The organism is Caulobacter endophyticus, assembly GCF_003116815.1.
GTDB classification, from domain to species: domain Bacteria; phylum Pseudomonadota; class Alphaproteobacteria; order Caulobacterales; family Caulobacteraceae; genus Caulobacter; species Caulobacter endophyticus.
The window spans coordinates 62,118-82,408 of record NZ_QDKQ01000043.1; the positions used below are offsets into that span (position 1 = coordinate 62,118).

At 66.7% G+C, this 20,291-nt stretch carries 17 protein-coding genes and 1 pseudogene; 13 read left to right on the forward strand and 5 right to left on the reverse strand.

Annotation, left to right across the window (positions count from 1 at the left end; translation table 11 throughout):
• The gene (locus DDF67_RS12535) at positions 1–540 is read right to left on the reverse strand and encodes a D-glycero-alpha-D-manno-heptose-1,7-bisphosphate 7-phosphatase (protein WP_109101221.1); all 540 of its coding nucleotides are present in this window, start codon (positions 538–540) and stop codon (positions 1–3) included.
• Between the two features lie 96 nt (positions 541–636).
• Here DDF67_RS12535 and DDF67_RS12540 point away from each other — a divergent pair, with 96 nt between their 5' ends.
• Positions 637–1,791 carry an AGE family epimerase/isomerase gene (locus DDF67_RS12540; RefSeq protein ID WP_109101222.1) on the forward strand — a complete coding sequence of 385 codons (1,155 nt, stop codon included), beginning with the start codon at positions 637–639 and terminating at the stop codon, positions 1,789–1,791.
• Here DDF67_RS12540 and DDF67_RS12545 read toward each other — a convergent pair.
• Together DDF67_RS12545 and DDF67_RS12550 are read right to left on the reverse strand one after the other, a co-directional pair.
• Positions 1,775–3,103, reverse strand: coding sequence for a mannose-1-phosphate guanylyltransferase/mannose-6-phosphate isomerase (locus DDF67_RS12545; protein ID WP_109101223.1), 1,329 nt, complete (start codon positions 3,101–3,103; stop codon positions 1,775–1,777). The genes DDF67_RS12540 and DDF67_RS12545 overlap by 17 nt on opposite strands.
• Before the next feature lie 80 nt (positions 3,104–3,183).
• Positions 3,184–5,211, reverse strand: a complete 2,028-nt coding sequence (locus DDF67_RS12550; RefSeq protein WP_109101224.1) for an NAD(+) synthase — start codon at positions 5,209–5,211, stop codon at positions 3,184–3,186.
• 200 nt (positions 5,212–5,411) lie between these two features.
• Here DDF67_RS12550 and tkt point away from each other — a divergent pair, with 200 nt between their 5' ends.
• Complete coding sequence (gene tkt, locus DDF67_RS12555) at positions 5,412–7,376, forward strand: transketolase (protein WP_109101225.1); 1,965 nt, start codon at positions 5,412–5,414, stop codon at positions 7,374–7,376.
• Between the two features lie 8 nt (positions 7,377–7,384).
• Positions 7,385–8,593 (forward strand): HAD-IIIA family hydrolase, encoded by a 1,209-nt coding sequence (locus DDF67_RS12560; RefSeq protein ID WP_109101226.1) that lies wholly within the window; start codon positions 7,385–7,387, stop codon positions 8,591–8,593.
• A gap of 18 nt (positions 8,594–8,611) precedes the next feature.
• Here DDF67_RS12560 and DDF67_RS12565 read toward each other — a convergent pair whose 3' ends face one another.
• Positions 8,612–9,778 (reverse strand): AGE family epimerase/isomerase, encoded by a 1,167-nt coding sequence (locus tag DDF67_RS12565; RefSeq protein WP_109101227.1) that lies wholly within the window; start codon positions 9,776–9,778, stop codon positions 8,612–8,614.
• A gap of 298 nt (positions 9,779–10,076) precedes the next feature.
• Between DDF67_RS12565 and DDF67_RS12570 the strand changes: the two genes are divergently transcribed.
• The 10 genes from DDF67_RS12570 (at position 10,077) to DDF67_RS12615 (ending at position 20,101) form a co-directional block, all read left to right on the forward strand.
• Positions 10,077–10,907, forward strand: coding sequence for an ABC transporter permease (locus tag DDF67_RS12570; protein ID WP_158278041.1), 831 nt, complete (start codon positions 10,077–10,079; stop codon positions 10,905–10,907).
• A 10-nt stretch (positions 10,908–10,917) separates the two neighbouring features.
• Positions 10,918–11,658, forward strand: coding sequence for an ABC transporter ATP-binding protein (locus DDF67_RS12575; protein ID WP_109101229.1), 741 nt, complete (start codon positions 10,918–10,920; stop codon positions 11,656–11,658).
• Between the two features lie 195 nt (positions 11,659–11,853).
• Complete coding sequence (locus tag DDF67_RS12580; protein WP_109101230.1) at positions 11,854–13,131, forward strand: glycosyltransferase family 4 protein; 1,278 nt, start codon at positions 11,854–11,856, stop codon at positions 13,129–13,131.
• 3 nt (positions 13,132–13,134) lie between these two features.
• Positions 13,135–14,106, forward strand: a complete 972-nt coding sequence (locus tag DDF67_RS12585; protein WP_109101231.1) for a glycosyltransferase family 2 protein — start codon at positions 13,135–13,137, stop codon at positions 14,104–14,106.
• Positions 14,106–15,053, forward strand: a complete 948-nt coding sequence (locus tag DDF67_RS12590) for a GDP-L-fucose synthase family protein (RefSeq protein WP_109101232.1) — start codon at positions 14,106–14,108, stop codon at positions 15,051–15,053. Before DDF67_RS12585 ends, DDF67_RS12590 begins: the two co-directional genes overlap by 1 nt.
• Positions 15,054–15,139: 86 nt before the next feature.
• On the forward strand, positions 15,140–16,150 hold the full coding sequence (locus DDF67_RS12595) for a GDP-mannose 4,6-dehydratase (RefSeq protein ID WP_109101233.1): 1,011 nt from the start codon (positions 15,140–15,142) through the stop codon (positions 16,148–16,150).
• 39 nt (positions 16,151–16,189) lie between these two features.
• Positions 16,190–17,185, forward strand: a complete 996-nt coding sequence (locus DDF67_RS12600; RefSeq protein ID WP_109101234.1) for a GHMP family kinase ATP-binding protein — start codon at positions 16,190–16,192, stop codon at positions 17,183–17,185.
• A 49-nt stretch (positions 17,186–17,234) separates the two neighbouring features.
• On the forward strand, positions 17,235–18,104 hold the full coding sequence (locus tag DDF67_RS12605; protein WP_109101235.1) for a class I SAM-dependent methyltransferase: 870 nt from the start codon (positions 17,235–17,237) through the stop codon (positions 18,102–18,104).
• Positions 18,105–18,168: 64 nt separating this feature from the next.
• Positions 18,169–18,819, forward strand: a complete 651-nt coding sequence (locus tag DDF67_RS12610; RefSeq protein WP_109101236.1) for a sulfotransferase family protein — start codon at positions 18,169–18,171, stop codon at positions 18,817–18,819.
• A 79-nt stretch (positions 18,820–18,898) separates the two neighbouring features.
• Positions 18,899–20,101 carry a threonine ammonia-lyase gene (locus DDF67_RS12615; RefSeq protein ID WP_109101237.1) on the forward strand — a complete coding sequence of 401 codons (1,203 nt, stop codon included), beginning with the start codon at positions 18,899–18,901 and terminating at the stop codon, positions 20,099–20,101.
• A gap of 80 nt (positions 20,102–20,181) precedes the next feature.
• Here DDF67_RS12615 and DDF67_RS12620 read toward each other — a convergent pair.
• Positions 20,182–20,291: pseudogene (locus DDF67_RS12620) on the reverse strand (UTP--glucose-1-phosphate uridylyltransferase); the annotation flags it as partial.

Consider the following 20,291-nt stretch of genomic DNA (forward strand, 5'->3'; position numbering starts at 1 on the left):
TTAGGCGTCCGCCTTGGGAAAGCGCGCGCCCAGACGCGCTTTCAGGAATTCCAGCAGGTTGGCTTCCTTGAAGAGATAGCCGGGCATGCCGGCGCGCTGGGCCGCCTCGACGTCGGTGTCGTTGTCGCCGACCAGCACGCATTCCTCGGGCGACAGTCCGTTCTCGGACAGGCCGCGCAGGATCATCCCCGGGTTCGGCTTGCGATCGGGATGATCATCGCAACGGAAGGCCTCGACCACGGCGTCCCTATGGAAGGGGCAGTGATAGAAAGCCGAAATCCGGCCTCCGGTCCTGGCCAGTTCGTCCTGCATCGCCTGATGCAGGGCGTGCATGGTCTCTTCGGTATAGTAGCCGCGCGCGACGCCCGCCTGGTTGGTGACGACAATGGCCTGCACGCCCGCCGCGGTCAGCTCGGAGATCACTTCCCGAGCGCCGGGCACCCATTCGAAATTGGCGATGTCGTGAACGTAGCCATGATCGATGTTCAACACGCCGTCACGGTCGAAGAAAACGGCTTTCAGAGGGGCTTCGTCGCGCATGACCCTGGGCTTACGCCAACCCCCGTCGCCTCACAAGCGAAGGCTTGCGCCCCTGCATCGCGACGGTAGAACGGCGTCACCTCAAGGGAGATTTCCATGGATCGCACCGCCCGTATCGTCGTCCTGAGAGATCGTCTCAAGGCCTGGGCGCTGCAGGAGGCCTTTCCCCTGTGGTGGAGCGTCGGGGCCGACCAGGTCAACGGCGGGTTCTTCGAAAAGATCGCCCAGGATGGAACGCCGGTCGAGGCGCCGCGCCGGGCCCGGGTGCAGCCCCGCCAGATCTATTCCTACGCCGCCGCCGGCCTGCTGGGCTGGGAGGGGCCGTGGCGCGAGGCCCTGGCCCACGGCCTGGACTTCTATCTGGCGCACTATCGCCGGCCCGACGGCTTCTTCCGCACCCTGGTGGCGTCGGATGGCTCGCCCCTGGACGACAAGGTCGATCTCTACGATCAGGCCTTCGGCCTGTTCGGCCTGGCCCTGGCCAGCCAGGCCCTGCCCGAGCGCGAGGACCTGCCGCGCATCGCGCTGGAACTGCGAGCGGCGCTGCACGCCACGCTGAAGCACCCGATCGCCGGCTTCGAGGAAAGCGTTCCTCCGACCACGCCGCTGCTGTCCAACCCGCACATGCACATGTTCGAGGCCTCGCTGGCCTGGGTGGAGGCCGGCGGCGACGCCGCGTGGCGGGCGATGGCCGACGAGATCGCCGAACTGGCGCTGTCCAAGTTCATCGACCCGGTCAGCGGGGGTCTGCGCGAATACTATGACGGCGACTGGAACCCGGCCCCCGGCGTAGCCGGCCGCATCGTCGAGCCCGGCCACCAGTTCGAGTGGGCCTGGCTGCTGCTGCGCTGGAGCGCGCTGGCCGGCCGCGAGGACGCCAAGGTCGCGGCGCTGCGGATGATCGAGATCGGCAGGGGGCCGGGCGTGGATCCTGCGCGCGGCGTGGCGATCTTCGCCCTGCTGGACGACATGAGCGTGCACGACGACGTCGCGCGCCTGTGGGCGCAGACCGAGTGGATCAAGGCCGGCGTGCTGGCGGCCGACGTGACGGGCGAGGCCGCCTATGCCGAAACCGCGGCCGACGGGGCCGAGGCGCTGCTGAAGTATTTCGACGTCGCCGTGCCGGGCCTCTGGCGCGACAAGCTGCAGGCCGACGGGACCTTCGTGGACGAGCCGGCGCCGGCCAGCTCGTTCTACCACATCGTCTGCGCGATCCTGGAGCTGGACCGCTACGTCACGAAAAGGTCGTGACCAGAGCGGTCGACGGCTCGAGGGCGGCCAGGGCCTGACCCTCGGTCAGCGCGATGAATTCGCCCTTGCCAAGGTCTTGATCCTGAACGCGCAGGCGGCCTTGAAGCACCTGGACGTGGGCGCCGGCGGCGTCGACGCTGGCGCCGGCCGCGAACCGCCACATCTCGACGCTGGCCTGAGCCGAATGGCTCAGCACCCGCCGCTCGACGCCGCCGGCTTCCGAGACCGGATGGCGCTGGGCAAGGTCGCGGCCGTTGGCCTTGAGGCGATCGACCAGGGTCTTGACCGCCTGGGCGTCGTCCCGGCGGCAGATCAGCACCGCGTCGGGCTCGGCCACGATCATCAGGTCCGAGACGCCGATCACGCCGACGAAGGGGCCTGTCGAACGGGCCAGGACGCCCCTGGAATCGACGAGGGTGACGTCGCCCTGGGCGGCGTTGCCGTGGCCGTCCTGGGGCGAGGCGCCCCAGATGGCGTCCCAGGCGCCCAGGTCCGACCAGCTGAACGCGGCGGGCACCACGGCGGCCAGGGCGGTGCGCTCCATGACCGCGTAGTCGAGAGACTTCTTCGGCGCCTGGGCGAAGCTTTCGGGATCGAGGCGCAGGCAGGCGTTGTCCGGATCGCCCCGCTCGGCCTTGGCCACGGCGTCGCGCGCGGCCTGGGCGATGCACGGCTCGAAGGCGTCCAGCTCGGCCAGCATGGTCGAGGCCTTGAAGGCGAAGTTGCCGCTGTTCCACAGATAGCCCTGGCTGACATAGGTCCTGGCCAGGGGCAGGTCGGGCTTCTCGACGAAGGCGGCGACCTTGAACACGCCCTCCGCGTCCAGCGCCGCGCCTGGACGGATATAGCCGAAGCCGGTGGCCGGACCCGTCGGGCGCACGCCGAAGGTGACGATCAGCCCCTTGCCCGCCGCCTGGGCGGCGAGGCGGGCGGCGTCCTTGAACAGCTCTATCTCGCCCACGTGGTGGTCGGCGGCCAGCATCAGGGCGACCGCGTCGGGATCGAGGGCTTCGACATAGGCCGCGGCGGCGGCCACGGCGGGGGCGGAGTCGCGGGCCTCGGGCTCGACCAGGATGACGACCGGCGTGCCGATCTCGCGGGCCTGCTCGCGCACGAAGTCGATCATCGCCGCGCCGGTGACGATGATGATCTCCCGGCCAGCGGCCAGATCGCGCACGCGCAGCAAGGTCTCCTGGAAGCTGGAATGCGGACCCAGCAGCTTGAGGAACTGCTTGGGACGGTCCAGGCGCGAGGCCGGCCATAGCCGGGTGCCAGAACCGCCGCACAGGATCACGGGATAGAGCTTCGTCACGAGGGTCCCTTACCGCGGCCGTGTTCCAGCGCCGCTTCGCAAGCGCCTTATAGTGGCGACTTGGGCGGTATTGAGAAGCTTCAGCGGGGAATATTGGCCGAAAGCTCGGCTAGCCAGGCGTCGGCCTTGGCGTCCGAGGGCATGCGCCAGTCGCCGCGCGGCGACAGCGCGCCGCCGGACGAGATCTTCGGCCCGTTGGGCACGGCCGAGCGCTTGAACTGGTTGGCGAAGAACCGCTTGAGGAACAGCTCCAGCCACTTTCTGATCTCGGCCAGGTCGTAGGCGCGGCGGGCCGCATCGGGCAGGCCCACGGGCCAGCCGCCCTCGCCTGCGTCATGCCAGGCGCTCCAGGCCAGGAAGGCGATCTTCGACGGCGCCATGCCGTAGCGGGTCATGTAGTAGAGGTTGAAGTCCTGCAGGGCGTAGGGACCCACGAAGCTTTCGGTGGCCTGGGTCTGCTCGCCGGGCACCAGTTCGGGCGAGATCTCGGTGGCCAGGATGTCTTCCAGCAAGGCCGTGGTCGCCGCATCGACGTCGCCGGAGTGGGCCACGAAGCGGATCAGGTGCTGGATCAGCGTCTTGGCCGCCCCGCAATTGGGATTGTAGTGGCTCATATGGTCGCCGACGCCGTAGGTGCACCAGCCCAGGGCCAGTTCCGACAGGTCGCCGGTGCCCACCACCAGGCCGCCGTGATGGTTGGCCAGGCGGAACAGGTAGTCGGTGCGCAGGCCCGCCTGCACGTTCTCGAAGGTCACGTCATAGACCGGCTCGCCGCGCCCGAACGGGTGGTCGAGATCCTTCAGCATCTGGATCGCGGCCGGACGGATGTCGAGCTCGACCGCCGAGACGCCCATGGCACGCATCAGCGCCCAGGCGTTGGACTTGGTGCGGTCAGAGGTGGCGAAGCCCGGCAGGGTGTAGGCCAGGATGTTCTCGCGCGGCAGGGATAGCTGATCCATGGCCTTGGCCGCCACAAGCAGGGCCTGGGTGGAGTCCAGGCCGCCGGAAATTCCGATCACCAGCTTCTTCAGGCCCGAGGCCTCGACCCGGCGGGCCAGGCCCTGGACCTGGATGTTGTAGGCCTCGTAGCAGTTCTCGCGCAGCTTGGCCGGGTCCGATGGCGTGAACGGAAAGCGCTCGACGGCCCTCGCCAGGGCCAGGTCGCCGGCCGGGGGAGCGAAATCGAAGGCGACGACGCGGAACGGCGCAGCCGACGGGGCCAGGGCCATGGCGTCGCCGAAGCTGCCCACGCGCATGCGCTCCTGGCGGATGCGCTCGACGTCGACGTCGGCGAGCGTCCAGGTTGGACCGGTGGAGAAGCGCTCGGTCTGCGCCAGCAGGGCGCCCATCTCGTGGATGTCGAGATGACCGTCCCAGGCGACGTCGGTCGAGCTTTCGCCCGCTCCGGCGGCCGAATAGACATAGGCCGCCACGGCCCGGGCCGACTGGCTGGCGCACAGCAGGCGGCGGGTCTCGGACTTGCCGATGGTGATGTTGCTGGCCGACAGGTTCAGCAGGATTTCGGCCCCGGCCAGAGCCTGGGCGGTGCTGGGCGGATTGGGCGTCCAGACGTCTTCGCAGATCTCGACGCCGACGGTGAAGCCGTCCGCCTTGAACAGGATGTCGGTCCCGAACGGGACGTTCTGGCCGGCCAGGCGCAGGGCCTTGCCCGCGACGCCGGCGCCGGGGGTGAACCAGCGGCGCTCGTAGAACTCGCGGTAGTTGGGCAGGAAGCTCTTGGGCACGACGCCCAGAACCCTGCCGGCGTGGATGGCGACGGCGGCGTTGTAGAGTCGTCCGCCGTCGCGCAGCGGCGCGCCGACCACGAACATCGGCGAGAGCTTTTCGCTCTCCTCGGCCAGGGAGGCGATCGCCGCCTCGACCGCGTCGAGCAGCACCTCCTGCTGCAGCAGGTCGTCGATCGAATAGCCGGTTAGGCCCAGCTCCGGGAACGCCATCACCGCCACGCCCTGGTCGTGACCCTGGCGGACGAGGTCGAGCACGGCGGCCGCGTTGCTGGCCGGATCGGCCAGCTTCACCTTCGGTACGGCGGCGGCGACCCGGACGAAGCCGTGGCGATAGGGGGAGAAGAAGGACGGGCTACCCACGCGGTCGACCTTTCGAGGTTATGCTGAAAATGAGCATAAGTCTGTGTCCAGCTATATCCGGTCCACGCCCCGTTGCATAGCGGTCGCACACGGCGACGTTTCCGCCAGCTTGCTTGACCCTGGCGGCCTCGCATGTCACCTGCGGGCCGCGCAGGCGTCCACGCCGTCCACAGACATATAAAGCCGAAGAGCCAGAGCCCATGCCCGTCTCGCCGATCAAGATGGCCGACGCCATCCGCGTCCTCTCCATGGAGGCCGTGCACAAGGCCAAGTCGGGTCACCAGGGCATGCCGATGGGCATGGCCGACGTGGCCACGGTGCTGTTTGGCAAGTTCCTGAAGTTCGACGCCTCCAAGCCCGACTGGGCCGACCGCGACCGCTTCGTCCTGTCGGCCGGCCATGGCTCGATGCTGCTCTACTCCCTGCTTCACCTGACCGGCTACAAGGCCGTGACGATGAAGGAGATCGAGAACTTCCGTCAGTGGGGTTCGCTGACCCCCGGCCACCCCGAAGTTCACCACACCCCGGGCGTCGAGACCACCACCGGCCCGCTGGGCCAGGGCCTGGCCACCTCGGTCGGCATGGCGATGGCCGAGGCCCACCTCGCCGCCGTCTACGGCAAGGACCTCGTCGATCACCGCACCTGGGTGATCGCCGGCGACGGCTGCCTGATGGAAGGCGTCAGCCACGAGGCCATCAGCCTGGCTGGCCGCCTGAAGCTGTCCAAGCTGACGGTGCTCTTCGACGACAACAACACCACCATCGACGGCGTGGCCACCATCGCCGAGACCGGTGACCAGGTCGCCCGCTTCAAGGCCGCCGGCTGGGCCGTGAAGGTCGTCGACGGCCACGACCACGGCAAGATCGCCGCCGCCCTGCGCTGGGCCACCAAGCAGGACCGCCCGACCATGATCGCGTGCAAGACGCTGATCTCGAAGGGCGCCGGTCCGAAAGAAGGCGACCCCCACAGCCACGGCTACACCCTGTTCGACAGCGAGATCGTCGCCGCCCGCGCCGCAATGGGCTGGGACGCCGCCCCGTTCACCGTGCCGGACGACATCGCCAAGGCCTGGAAGAGCGTCGGCCGCCGCGGCGCCCGGGTCCGCAAGGGCTGGGAAGCCGCCGTCGCCGCCTCGGACAAGGGGGCGGAGTTCACCCGCGCGGTGGTCAAGGGCCAGCTGCCGGCCGACGCCTTCGCCAAGCTCGAGGCCCACATCGCTTCGGCCGTCGAGAACAAGCCGGTCAACGCCACCCGCGTCCACTCGGGCTCGGCCCTGGACCAGCTGATCCCGGCCATCCCGGAAATGATCGGCGGTTCGGCCGACCTGACCGGCTCGAACAACACGCTCGTCAAGGGCATGGGCGCCTATGACGCGCCCGACTACGCCGGCCGCTACGTCCACTACGGCGTGCGCGAGTTCGGCATGGCCGCGGCCATGAACGGCATGGCGCTGCACGGCGGCGTGATCCCGTACTCGGGCACCTTCCTGGCCTTCGCCGACTACAGCCGCGCGGCCATCCGCCTGGGCGCCCTGATGCAGGCCAAGGTCATCCACGTGATGACCCACGACTCCATCGGCCTGGGCGAGGATGGCCCGACCCACCAGCCGGTCGAGCAGGTCGCGTCCCTGCGCGCCATCCCCAACCTGCTGGTCTTCCGCCCGGCCGACGCCGTGGAAGCCGCCGAGGCCTGGCAGGTGGCCCTGCAGCAGAACACCACCCCCTCTGTGATGTGCCTGTCGCGCCAGAAGACCCCGCACGTCCGCACCTCGGCGAGCGAGAACCTTGTGGCCAAGGGCGCCTACGAGCTGATCGCCGCCGATGGCGAAGCGGCCGTGACGATCTTCGCGACCGGCACCGAGGTCGGCCTGGCCGTCGCCGCCCGCGAGATCCTGCAGTCGCAAGGCAAGCCGACCCGCGTGGTCTCGGTCCCCTGCTGGGAGCTGTTCGACCAGCAACCGGCCGCCTACCGCAAGGCCGTGATCGGCGACGCGCCAGTGCGCGTGGCCGTCGAGGCCGGCATCCGCCAGGGCTGGGAACGCTTCATCGGCGAGGACGGCAAGTTCGTCGGCATGACGGGCTTTGGCGCCTCGGCTCCGTTCGAGCGTCTCTACAAGGAGTTCGGCATCACCGCCGAGGCGGTGGCGCAGGCGGCCGCGGAGTAGGCGCGAGCATGAGCCAGGCCCCGATCCGGCAGGCGGTCGTCCTCGTTGGCGGCCTGGGCACCCGACTGGGCGCCCTGACCAAGGAAACGCCCAAGCCGCTCCTGCCGGTCGGCGGCCGGCCCTTCCTCCACTACCTCATCGAGGAGGTGCTGCGTCACGGTGTGCAGGAAATCCTGCTGCTGGCGGGGTTTCGCGCCGAGAAGCTTTCGGAGATCAGCGCCCTCTATCCGCAGGTGCGCCTAATCGTAGAAAGCTCGCCCCTGGGCACCGGCGGCGCCCTTCGCAACGCGGCCGAGTTCCTGGATGAACGCTTCTTCTTCCTGAACGGCGACTCGCTGTTCGACGTGAACCTGTGGGACCTCGCGAGCATCAGCTCGGGCGCGACGGCGACCCTGGCGCTGCGCAAGGTGCCCGACGTGTCGCGCTACGGACCGGTGGCGCTGGAGGGCGAGGTCGTGACCGCCTTCGGCGAGAGCACCGGCGCCGTCGGCGAGGGGGTCATCAACGGCGGCGTCGCCGTCCTTTCCCGCGACGTCCTGGCCGACTTCCCGCAGGCCGAGCAGGTGTCGATCGAGCGGGACGTCTATCCGCGCCTGGCGAGCGAAGGTCGGATGAAAGGGCGCGCCTATGATCGCCCGTTCATCGACATCGGCGTGCCGGACGACTTCGAGCGTTCGCAGGCCTACATCCCCGCGCTGGTGCGTCGGGGCGCGGTGATCTTCGACCGCGACGGCGTGATCAACGCCGAGGTCAACTACGCCCATCGGCCCGATCAGATCGAGTGGGTGCCCGGGGCGCTGGATGCGATCAAGGCGGTCAACGACGCCGGACTGTACGCGTTCGTCGCCACCAATCAGGCGGGCGTCGCGCACGGCTACTATGGCGAGGCCGATGTCACCGCCCTGCATGACTGGATGAACGCCCAGTTCCAGGCGCGAGGCGCTCACATCGACGCCTTCGCCTACTCGCCGTATCACCCGGAGGGCGCGGTCGAGGCGTATCGCAAGCTCACCGAATGCCGCAAACCGGGCGCGGGGATGCTGCTGAAGCTGATGGACGCGTTTGGCGTCGATCGCGAGCGGACGATCTTCGTCGGCGACCGCGAGACCGACATGGCCGCCGCGCGCGCCGCCGGGGTCGAGGGCGTGCTGTTCACGGACGGCGACCTGGGCGAGGCGCTCGCGCTGGCGATCGCCCGGCTTTCGGCCCGCGGCTGACCGCGGGCCGGGTCGGCGTCATGCGGCGTCGGCGTCCATGGACTGGATGGCCGGCTGCAGGCGCAGCAGCTCCGTGAACGCCAGTTGCACGTGATAGAGCGTGGTCGACGGGATCTTGTCGACGCGGGGCTTCAGTTTGGAATCGAGCTGGTCGATCCACGTGCCCGTCGGCGCGGGCGCCAGGTAGCGCTCCAGCAGGTTGTCCACGCAGACGGCGATGCGGTCGCGGGTGTCGAGGCCGCGGCCTTCCAGCATGGCCAGATTGGCCTTCAGCGCTTCGGTCTGGGGCCAGGAGCGGTGGTCGCCGAGGATCACCTTGCCGTCGACGTCGACCTGATCGTAGGTCAGGCCGGTCACTGGCGCGATGCCGTGCTTTTCGGCGTGCGCGTGCAGTAGATCGGCTTCGCGCGACATGTCGATCTCCAGGATCGGCGCGGCGCGTTCGAGGATCCAAGCCCATTCGAGCTGGTGGCCGGGCTCGACGATGCGGCCCGCCGGGGTGTCGAGAGCCGACCAGTCCGGAGCGAAGAATTCCCGAAGCACGCCGGTTTCGCGGTTCAGGATGCGCTCGCCGAACAGGGCGGCGATCGTGCGGCCGAAGGCCTGGAAGCGCTCGTTGCCCGTGGTCTCGGCCAGCTCGATGGCCGCCTCGATCAGGTGCATGTGCGGGTTCTGCTGGCGAGGGCCGGCGTCGCCTTCCTCCGCCAACCAGCCAAGGCCGCTGGGGTGGGCCAGGGTCCGGTCCAGGGCGTCCAGCGTGGCCAGGGCGCTGGCCTCTACGGCCGGGTCCTTGGTGACCTTGTGGCGCCAGGCGTGGGCGAACAGCACGAAGGCCATGTCGTAGGCGTCGCAGGTTGTGTCGAGCTGTGAGCCGTCGGGCGCCAGGCGGCGAACCCAGGCGCCGTCTTCGCGACGCCCGTGGCGTTGCAGGAAGTCCCAGCCGTGATCGGCGACGGCCGCGCCGTCCGACCAGCCCAGCAGGGCGGCCTGCGAGAAGCAGTAGATCTGCCGGGCCTGGGCGCGCACGCGCTTGAACGGCGCGTGCGCGTTCTCGGCCTTCAGGGTCAGGTGCTCGACGAAGCCGCCGTTCACGCGGTCGACGCCCGCTTCGGCCCAGAACGGAAGCGCCTGATCAAACAGCCAATCGTTGACCGCAGTGAAGTTGATCGATTTCTGAGCAAGCATGACGTTGGCCTAACCGAGTTCCGTTTACGGCGCAATGAAGGGGCGAGCCGACGGAAACGGGGCTGGGGCATGAGGGGCTTGCCGGCGCGCGGGACACGGAAAGGCGCGTGCGCGATTGCGGCCGTACCCGGACTGTCCAGCCCGCGATTTCCCTGCAGAAAAAATTCACGTGCCGTGCATGTCAGCCTTATTGACGCCTCTAGCTCTGCGTGTACCTAGGCGTCGACGCGGGGTGCGCCCTTGTGACCGCATTTTCGTTCTGATAAAAAGATTTGCTCCGGAAGCTAAGTTTATTGAAATGTCGCAAGAAAACCACCTGATACTTTCAAGTTCGCAGGGTTATTTTTCTGAGTGCAAGGAAGGATTGGGTGATTTCTATCGATCTTTCGCTCGCTTTCGGTTGGCGCGAACGCTCGCTTATCAGGACATCCTAGGTAAGTATCGCGGGTCGATCCTTGGGCCGTTCTGGATCACCATTACTACGGCTGCTCTGACGGCTGGTCTTGGCGTTCTTTACTCGAACATTTTCGGGGCGGGTGTCCGCAACTACGTGCCGTTCATTGCTATCGGCCTGGTTGTCTGGAGCTTTATCGCATCGACGATTACCGAGGGCACGAACGCGTTCAATGATGCCGCCGGCATCCTGCGGCAGACGTCTTTGCCTGTGCCGCTGTTCCTGCTTCGGGTGACGCTTCGCAACTGTATCGTCCTCATGCACCAGCTGATCATCCTGGTCGCGGTCTTCGCCTATTTCCGGCTGCCGCTGGGGGTGGAAAGCCTGATGTCGCTGTTGGGGCTGGCCCTGATGACGATCAATCTGGCCTGGATCGCGATGCTCGTGGCGATCGCCTCGTCGCGCTTCCGCGATGTGCCTCAGGTCGTGACCGCGCTGATGCAGTTCGCGCTGTTCATGACCCCGGTGTTCTGGTCGCCCGAGAAGGTGGCCGGCCACCCGCTCGTGACGCTCAATCCGTTCTACTACATGCTCGACGCGGTGCGCACGCCCCTGCTGGGCCATGCGCTCGATCCCCGCACGCTGACGGTGGTGCTGACCATGGCCGTCGTTGGGTGGGCGATCACCTTGCTGACCTACGCCGCGACCCGTCGCCGCGTCGTCCACTACCTTTAGGAGCACGACGATGGCCTTCGTTCGAGCCTCGGGTCTGAGCATCCGTTTCCCTGTCTACGCGGTTGATCATCGCTCGCTGAAGAAGCACCTGGTGGGGGCGGCTGTCGGCGGTCGCGTGATGGCCTCGCGCTCCGGTCCGCCGATCATCAGCGCGCTACAGAACATCAGCCTGTCCCTGAGTGACGGCGACCGTCTGGGCCTGATCGGCCACAACGGTTCCGGCAAGACCACGCTCCTGCGGGCTCTGGCCGGCGCCTACGCGCCCGACGAAGGCCGTCTCGAAGTGCTGGGCAAGGTGGCCTCGCTACTCGACCTGAGCTTGGGCATCGATCCGAGCGCGACCGGGCTGGAGAATATCCGCCTGCGCGCGATGATCGCCGGGCTGACCCCGAGCCAGATCGACGAGCGCCTCGACGACATCGCCGAGTTCAGCGGCCTTGGCCCGTACCTGGCGATGCCGCTGAAGACCTATTCGGCGGGCATGCAGGCCCGCCTGGCCTTCTCCGTCGCGACGTCGGTCTCGGCCGACATCGTCCTGATGGACGAATGGATTTCCGTCGGCGACGCGGCTTTCCGCGAAGCCAGCCACAAGCGCCTGACCGGCATGGTCGACGCCGCGCGGATCCTCGTGATCGCCTCGCACGACGTCAGCACGATCCGGTCGTACTGCAACAAGGTGGTCCGGATGGAGGCTGGTCGGGCCTCCCCGGTGGTCGACATCGGCAAACTTGACGAACTGATGGCCGCGTAATCAACGTGGCTAGCCGTCCGCTCTGGGTGCGTTGAGCGGGCGATCTTGGCCGGCGGGGCTGCCGGCCAATGGTTGAGTGGCATCAGTATTAGGGGGGGCACTTTGAACGTCGAAGCTCTTGAAGAATTCATCGATTGGTTGCTGCGAGACAATCCCGCGGGCTCCGCCGTCGATCGGGAAGCTGTATTCCAATGGTTGAAGCCCAATTTTCAGAACTATGTCGACGGCGACCTTTTCCGGATCAATCCGAACGGCCGTCGGCTGGTCGAGTTGATGGACGAGCTTAGGTCATCCAACGTGCGGCCGACCGAGAGTGCCTACGCCGGCAAGTCCAAGAAGATTCTGCTGGTCACCCACTATGCGCCGTCGTTCGCGCACGCCGGCGGACTGCGGATCCGCGACATGTACGCCGAGATCCGCAAGGCCAATCCCGACCTGCAGATCGACCTCTACAGCGCCTCGCACCCCAAGGTGGACGGCGACCTGAGCGGTCTGAGCGAAATCTTCAGCAACCAGTACTTCGATGAGCCGGGGCAGCTGACCTTCGACTCGTTCCAGCTACAGTCAGGCGAGCGTACGCCCTATGACGTGGTGGACTTCCAGTTCCACGAGGCTGGTCGCCTGGCGAAGTCGTTCGCGCCTCTGACCAAGCGGTCGCTTTTCACGCCGATGGAAAGCCTGGCCCGGTCGTACTTCGAACTCACCGCCGCCAAGCTGGCGCGCGAGAACTTCCTCAGCCTGCACGACGTGTTCGGCCTGATCCAGACCTGCCTCGACGAGCTCAAGATCACGCGCAACGTCGACACCACGGTCTGCGTCTCCGACGCGGACGCCGGCTTCCTTCGCCGCCTCGCGCCGTGGCGCAAGATCGAGTTCGTCTCGACCGGCTTGTCGCCCTATGAGTTCGACACGCAGCTGGAGCCCGACTTCGTGCCGGTTCCGCTCGAGCAGAAGAAGAACCGTCTGGTCTTCGCCGCCTATTTCGGCAGCGATACGAACGTCGTGGGCCTGCGCTGGTACCTGTCGCAGGTGCATCCGAAGGTCCTGGAGGCCTGCCCCGATTACAAGCTGATCGTGGTCGGTCGCGGCGACCTGTCGGCCATCCAGGCCGAGGGCCACAAGGGCGTGAACTTCGTCGGTGAAGTGCCGTTGCTCAGCCCGATCCTGGAGCAGGCCAAGGCTGGTCTGGTGCTGGCCCTGCATGGCGGCGGCTTCCGCGGCAAGATCAACCAGTACGCCGTCTGCGGCCTGCCCTCGATCTCCACGGCGCTCGGCGCCACCGGTCTGTGCTACATCGATGGTCAGGACATCGTGATCGCCGACACGCCGGCCGAGTTCGCCGGCGCCTGCGTGCGCATCCTGAGCGACGACGTCGAGGCCGCGCGCCTGGCCGAGACCGCCCGCAAGACGGCCCTGGACAACTACCACTGGCAGGCGTCGAAGGACAAAATCGCCGCCCTGTACGGGTTGTAGGGCATGGCTACGTCCAAGGTTCTGGTCCTTGTCCCGTCGTACAACCATGGCCCCTTCATCAAGGCGCGCATCGAATCCATCCTGACCCAGGACTACGAGGGCCTGGATCTGCTGGTCATCGACGACGGGTCGACGGACAACACGGCCGCGTACCTGAGGGGCCTGTCCGGCGACAACGTGACCGTGCGGATCCGCGAGCGCAATTCCGGCAGTCCGTTCTCGGCCTGGCGGGACGCGGCCGCGATCGCGGGCAAGTACGACTATGTGTGGATCGCCGAAAGCGATGACCTGGCGATGCCGGGCTTCCTCTCACGCGCCGTCGCCGCGATGGACGCCAACCCGGATGCAGCCTTCTATTACTGCAATTCCTGGCACATCGACGAAGAAGACGAGAAGATCGGTCACACGATCAACTACCTGAGCCTTCAGTTCAAAGGTCAGGACTGGAGCAAGGCGGCCGTCATCGACGGGGCCGACTTCAACAGTCGGCACCAGATCTTCGGCAACGCGGTGCCGAACATGAGTTCGGTGCTGATGCGCCGTGACAGCTTCCAGGCCGCGGTGGACGACAAGCTCGACCGTTATCGACTGGCCGCGGACTGGTTCTTCGTCGGTCGCCTCGCCAACTCGGGCAAAGTGCTGTTCGATCCGTGGACCGGCAACGGCTTCCGCCACCACAGCCGGACGGCCCGGGCCGAGACGCGGCTGGAGCGCCAGGCGTTCGAGTACTTCCGCGCGATCCAGATCGTCGGCGGGCTGCGCGGCGTCGATCGTGAGGCTTTCGACGAGTCGATGAAGCGCTGCACGGTGATGTTCCTGCACCAGCGCGGGTCGCCGGTGAAGTTCGTCTCCCAGGCGCTGAAGATCGACATGTCCGGCACCTTCAAGGTCTTCGCTCACCTGCTCGGGCGAGCCCTGCGCCATCCCAAGCTTCTGGGCGGCGCGATGAACTATGTTGTCCGTAGGAGTTCTTGATGAGCGTGGAAATAGCGACCACTGACTCGGTCCTGGTGACCGGGGCGGGCGGGCTGGTTGGTTCGGCCCTGGTCGAAGAGCTGCGTTCGCGCGGAGTCGAGACGGTCCTGGCGCCGCGTCGTGGCGAACTGAACCTCCTCGATCAGCAGGCGGTTTTCGACTACTTCGAGCAACATCGTCCGGTGCACGTCTTCCACCCGGCCGCCAAGGTGTTCGGCCTGGGCGGCAACACGCGTTTCCCCGGCGAGATGTTCTATGAGAACGCGCTCATCAACATCAACGTGATCGAGGCCTGCCGCCGGTTCGGCGTGCGCAAGATCACGGCGCTGGGCACCGGTTGCGTCTATCCGGAAAGCCTGGGCGGCAGCCTGCTTCGTGAAGATCAGGTCTGGGACGGCGCGCCGCACGGTTCGGAATGGGCCTACGCCCAGGCCAAGCGCGCCATGCTGGCCCAGCTGGTCGCCTATCAGCAGCAGTACGAGCTGGACTTCGTCTACGCCATCAGCGGCAACCTCTACGGCCCGGGCGATCTGTTCGACGCCGAGAACGGCCACGTGATCCCGTCGCTGGTCGCCAAGTTCCACCGCGCCCTGACCGAGGGCGGCAAGGTGACGGTCTGGGGCACCGGCCGCGCCGAGCGCGACTTCTGCTTCTCGAGCGACACGGCGCGCGCCCTGATCATGAGCCACGAACAGCTCACCGGTCCGGTCAACATGGGCTCGGGCGTCGTCGTGACGATCCGCGACGTCGTCGAGGGCCTCGTCGAGGTGACTAACGGCGCGGTCGAGCTGGAGTGGGACGCCACCAAGCCCGACGGCCAGATGCGCCGCTTTTACGACTTGTCGAAGCTGCAATCGATCGGCTTCCAGCCCCAGTTTGACCTTAAGGCTGGCCTGCGAAGCACCTATGAGTGGTACGCGAAGAACTATCCGCACGTGCGGCGCTGATTTCGGCGGACAATTGCAATCTTACTAGCCGGGAGGTCCTGCGAAGGACCTTTCCCGCCGAAGAACAACAGAAGGGTTATGGATCGATGCGCAAGCGTGCCTTGATCACCGGCGTCACCGGCATGGTGGGGTCGCACATGCTGGATTTCCTGCTCGAGGAAACCGATTGGGAAATCTACGGCATGTGTCGCTGGCGCTCGCCGCTCGACAACATCCAGCAGCACCTTGACCGGATCAACGCCAAGGATCGCGTCCACCTGGTCTACGGCGATCTGCGCGACTATCTGTCGATCAACGACGTCGTGTTGAAGTCGCAGCCGGACTACGTCTTCCACCTGGCCGCCCAGAGCTTCCCGCGGACCAGCTTCGAAGCGCCGCTCGACACCTTCGAGACCAACATCCAGGGCACGGCCCACGTGCTCGAGGCGCTGCGTCTGAACGGCTCCAAGGCCGTCATCCACGTCTGCGCGTCGTCGGAAGTCTTCGGCCGGGTGCCGAAGGAAAAGCTGCCGATCGACGAGGAATGCACCTTCCACCCGGCTTCGCCCTACGCGATCTCCAAGGTCGGCACCGACCTGGTCGGCCGCTACTACGCCGAAGCCTACGGCATGACGGTCATGACCACCCGGATGTTCACGCACACCGGGCCGCGCCGCGGCGACGTGTTCGCTGAATCGACCTTCGCCAAGCAGATCGCGATGATCGAGGCCGGCCTGATCGAGCCGGTCATCAAGGTGGGCAACCTGCAGTCGCTGCGCACCTTCGCCGACGTCCGCGACGCGGTGAAGGCCTACTACATGCTGGTGACCCACAACCCGGTGGCCGGCGAGTACTACAACATCGGCGGCACCTACACCTGCGGCATCGACGAGATGCTGAACAAGCTCATCTCGCTGTCGACCCACAAGGAAGAGATCCGCATCGAGATCGATCCCGATCGCCTGCGCCCGATCGACGCCGACCTGCAGGTTCCGAACACCGCGAAGTTCGAGGCCCACACCGGCTGGAAGCCCGAAATTCCGTTCGAGACCACCATGCAGGATCTCCTCGACTACTGGCGTGAACGCGTCACGGCCCAGCGGTTCCTCACCCGCTGATCTCATTCGTGCAGTTCTAGCCCTGGAGTCGGTTCCGCAATGGCCCTGATTACGAGTCGCACGCCGCTGCGCGTCAGCTTTTTTGGCGGTGGCACGGACTATCCCGAGTACTTCCGCCAATATCGCGGCGCCGTCCTGGGCACCGCGATCGACAAGTACGTCTATACGAGCGCTATCAGGCTCGAACGTTTCATAGGCTATTCGTACCGTCTGGCTTACCGCCAGATCGAGGAAGTCCAGGAAGTCTCCGAGATCCAGCACCCCGTGTTCCGCGCGGCGCTGGATCTCCTGGACATCCCGAAGGGCTGGAACTTCGGCGTGCTGACCAGCCTGCCGTCGCGCAGCGGCCTGGGCTCGTCCTCGTCGTTCACCGTGGGCCTGCTGAAGCTGCTCGGCCATCTGAACGGCGTGCAGTACACGCGCCATGACCTGGCCTCCCTGGCGATCCACCTCGAGCGCGATATCCTCGGCGAGAACGTGGGCGTCCAGGACCAGACCCACGCGGCCTACGGCAGCCTCAATCGCTACGAGTTCCACGGCGACGATTTCTCGATCTTCCCGGTGCGCCTGCACCACGAGGTTCGCGACGCGCTGAACAACTCGATGTTCCTCGTGCACACCGGCGTCCAGCGCTATGCCTCGGTCGTGGTCGAAGAGCAGATCAAGAACACCAAGGAAGCCAAGATCATCAAGGAGCTCGACCACCTGTACGCGCTGACGGGCCAGGCCCATGGCGTGCTCGAGCGGTCGGATCCCGAAGCGGTGCTGAAGGAAGTCGGCGCCCTGCTGAACGATGGCTGGATGACCAAGCGCAGCCTGTCCAAGGCGATCTCCTCCCCCGAGGTCGACGAAATCTACGATTCGGCGATGGCGGCTGGCGCGCTCGGCGGCAAGCTGTGCGGCGCCGGCGGCGGCGGCTTCTTCCTGCTTCTGGTGCCGCCGGAAGCTCAATCCAAGGTGCAGACCGTGCTAAGGGATCGGCAATTGATACCGATTCGCATGGACGACTCTGGATCCTCGATCATTCTCTCCTGACGCTCACCGTTTCGAGCATGTGTGTGTAACCGTAAGCCGTGGGGTTTTGATGAGTGTTCCTCCGTTCTGGGCTGCGGCCGTCTCGAACTACGACCAGTATCTGGGCTTCCTGGACTACATGGGCCCGGAGATCGATCGTCGGCACGAGTTCGAGATGTCGCTGGTCGAGCCCGTCGAGCCGTTCTTCACGACCGGCTACTGCGGCATCTGCCGCCGCCCCACGGCCTTCACGGTCACCTTCGCGCACGCGGGGCCGGCTGACGAGACCGGCCGCCGCGCGCCGAACTGGCGCGAACACATGAACTGCACGCATTGCGGTTTGAACAACCGCATGCGCGCGGCCATCCAGTTCCTGCAGGACGTGATGCAGGCCGACGCGGGCTCGGAACTCTACATCACCGAGCAGATCACGCCGATGTTCGCCTATCTGAAGGCGCGGCATCCCAACATGATCGGCAGCGAGTTCCTGCACGACGGCACCAAGCCCGGGAAGTACAACTCCGCGGGCGTGCGGTTCGAGGACCTGACGCGCCTGTCGTTCCAAGACAACCGCTTCGACGGGGTTCTCAGCTTCGACGTGCTCGAGCACGTGCCGGACTACGAGCTGGGCCTCAAGGAAGTCCACCGGGTGCTGAAGCCCGGCGGCAAGTTCCTGTTCACGGCGCCTTTCGACGTGAACGACCCCAGCACCGTCATCCGCGCCACCATGGACGACAAGGGCCAGATCACTCACCTGATGGAGCCCGAGTACCACGGGGATCCGCTCACCGACGGCGTGCTGTGCTTCCAGCGCTTCGGGTGGGACGTGCTCGACACCATGCGCGGCGTGGGCTTCAAGAACGCCCAATTGCACTTTTACTGGTCGTCGCGTCTGGGCTATCTCGGACCTATGCAGTTCGTGGTGCTGGCGGAGAAGTAACCGCTGCGGGATCGTCCGGGGGGGGCGTCTGCGGCTCCCCCAGCGCCTCTTCAGAGGTCGCTCTATGTCGTTCCACCCCTTGGATTTTGTTTACGTCCACTTCGCCAAGGCCGGCGGCACCTCCATTTCAAAGGCCCTGGCCGACCACTACCAGGAGCGGGTGTTCTGGGATCTGGAGCATGATCCCTGCAACGCCGCCCACGACGTCTCCGACCCGCCGAACCTCGCCGAGAATATCCTGGCGGTGCAGGGTCACATCCGCGCCGATCGCTACGCCGCCCATCCCGTTCGCGTGCTGACGACGTTCCTGCGCGACCCCGTCGACAAGCTGATCTCGGTCTACTTCTTCTGGAAGACGTTGCCGCCGACCAACAGCCCGGACCATCTGCGGTTCCTGGCCGAGAAGCCCAGCGTCCTCGAGCACGCCAGGGCCACCGCCGGCCAGGCCTTCCCCGCTTATTTCGGCGGGTTCGACATGCGTGACTTCGACTTCATCGGCTTCCACGACCGGCGCGTGGAGGACCTCACGACGCTGTCGGGCATGGCGGGGTTCCCGATCCCGCACGAGATCCACCTCAACGCCACGCCGACCTCGGCGGAGCGGGCGGCGGTCCTCGGCGATCCCGGCCTGCTGGCCGATCTGCGCAAGGCCCTGGCCGAGGACGTCGATTTCTACGAGCAGGTTCGGGCCGACCGGCTGGGGAAGGGGGCCTGAGGCCCCTTTTTCCTCCCGCCTTCTTTCGCTTTGGCGAGACGCGCACTAGGGTCCGCGTCTCCAAAAGTCGGACGCCGTCATGACCCTCGATATCACCGCCATCCGCGCCGCCGCGGCCCGCCTTTCCGGCCACATCGAGCGTACGCCGTGCCGTTATTCGCGGACGCTCTCGAAGATTACCGGCGCCGAGGTGTGGGTGAAGTTCGAGAACCTGCAGTTCACGGCCGCCTACAAGGAGCGCGGGGCGCTCAACAAGCTGCTGCTGCTGTCGGACGCCGAGAAGCAGCGCGGGGTCATCGCCGCCAGCGCCGGCAACCACGCCCAGGGCCTGGCCTATCACGCCGCCCGCCTGGGCGTGCCGGCCACCATCGTCATGCCCAAGACCACTCCCTTCGTGAAGGTGCAGCACACCCGCGACTTCGGGGCCACCGTGGTCATCGAGGGCGAGACCTATGACGACGCCAACGCCCATGCGCGCAAGCTGTGCGCCGAGCAGGATCTGACCTTCGTCCATCCGTTCGACGACTACGACATCATGGCCGGCCAGGGCACGATCGCCCTGGAGATGCTGGAAGACGCGCCCGACCTGGAGATTCTGCCGGTGCCGATCGGCGGCGGCGGCCTGATCAGCGGCGTGGCCACCGCGGCCAAGGCCGTCAAGCCCGATATCCGCATCGTCGGCTGCGAGCCGGCCATGTACCCCTCGTTCACCGCCAAGATGCGCGGCGTGCAGGCCCACTGCGGCGGCCAGACCATCGCTGAAGGGGTCGCAGTCAAGCAGGTCGGCGAACTGACCTACGGCGTCGCCCGGCCGCTGATCGACGATGTGCTGCTGCTGGAAGAGCCGCACCTGGAGCAGGCCGTCTCGCTGTACTGCAACGTCGAGAAGACCATCGCCGAAGGGGCCGGCGCGGCCTCGCTGGCGGCCCTGCTGGCCTATCCCGAGCGCTTCCGCGGCAAGAAGTGCGGCCTGATCCTGTGCGGCGGCAATATCGACACCCGCCTGCTGGCCTCGGTGCTGACCCGCGAACTGGTGCGGGCCCAGCGCCTGGTGTCCCTGCGCATCGTCGGCGACGACCGTCCGGGCCTGCTGTCGACCGTCTCGCACGTGATCGGCACGATGGGCGCCAACATCATCGAGGTGAACCACAACCGCCTGGCGCTGGATGTTCCGGCCAAGGGCGCGGAGTTCGACATCACCATCGAGACGCGCGACGCCCAGCACACCCAGGACGTCATCGACGCCCTGCGCGAGCACGGCTATCCGCCCCGCACGGTGTGAGGCCTTCCGGCGACTGAAGCAAAAAGGGCCCCTCTCCGGCGGAGAGGGGCCCTTTCTCTTTGGGTGTTTTCCGCCTTCGCCTACAGCAGCGACGAGATCGCCTTGCGGGCCGCTTCGCCGAGGTCGGGACGCTTCAGCGCCAGGGCGACATTGGCCTTCAGCAGGCCGATCTTGTCGCCGCAGTCGTGGG

Coding starts and splice junctions, on each gene's coding strand:
- DDF67_RS12565 (WP_109101227.1), bottom strand. CDS start 9,778: ATGCTTGCTCAGAAATCGATCAACTTCACTGCGGTCAACGATTGGCTG.
- DDF67_RS12560 (WP_109101226.1), top strand. CDS start 7,385: ATGAGCCAGGCCCCGATCCGGCAGGCGGTCGTCCTCGTTGGCGGCCTG.
- DDF67_RS12610 (WP_109101236.1), top strand. CDS start 18,169: ATGTCGTTCCACCCCTTGGATTTTGTTTACGTCCACTTCGCCAAGGCC.
- DDF67_RS12585 (WP_109101231.1), top strand. CDS start 13,135: ATGGCTACGTCCAAGGTTCTGGTCCTTGTCCCGTCGTACAACCATGGC.
- DDF67_RS12540 (WP_109101222.1), top strand. CDS start 637: ATGGATCGCACCGCCCGTATCGTCGTCCTGAGAGATCGTCTCAAGGCC.
- DDF67_RS12590 (WP_109101232.1), top strand. CDS start 14,106: ATGAGCGTGGAAATAGCGACCACTGACTCGGTCCTGGTGACCGGGGCG.
- DDF67_RS12535 (WP_109101221.1), bottom strand. CDS start 540: ATGCGCGACGAAGCCCCTCTGAAAGCCGTTTTCTTCGACCGTGACGGC.
- DDF67_RS12615 (WP_109101237.1), top strand. CDS start 18,899: ATGACCCTCGATATCACCGCCATCCGCGCCGCCGCGGCCCGCCTTTCC.
- DDF67_RS12570 (WP_158278041.1), top strand. CDS start 10,077: ATGTCGCAAGAAAACCACCTGATACTTTCAAGTTCGCAGGGTTATTTT.
- DDF67_RS12595 (WP_109101233.1), top strand. CDS start 15,140: ATGCGCAAGCGTGCCTTGATCACCGGCGTCACCGGCATGGTGGGGTCG.
- DDF67_RS12600 (WP_109101234.1), top strand. CDS start 16,190: ATGGCCCTGATTACGAGTCGCACGCCGCTGCGCGTCAGCTTTTTTGGC.
- DDF67_RS12575 (WP_109101229.1), top strand. CDS start 10,918: ATGGCCTTCGTTCGAGCCTCGGGTCTGAGCATCCGTTTCCCTGTCTAC.
- tkt (WP_109101225.1), top strand. CDS start 5,412: ATGCCCGTCTCGCCGATCAAGATGGCCGACGCCATCCGCGTCCTCTCC.
- DDF67_RS12605 (WP_109101235.1), top strand. CDS start 17,235: ATGAGTGTTCCTCCGTTCTGGGCTGCGGCCGTCTCGAACTACGACCAG.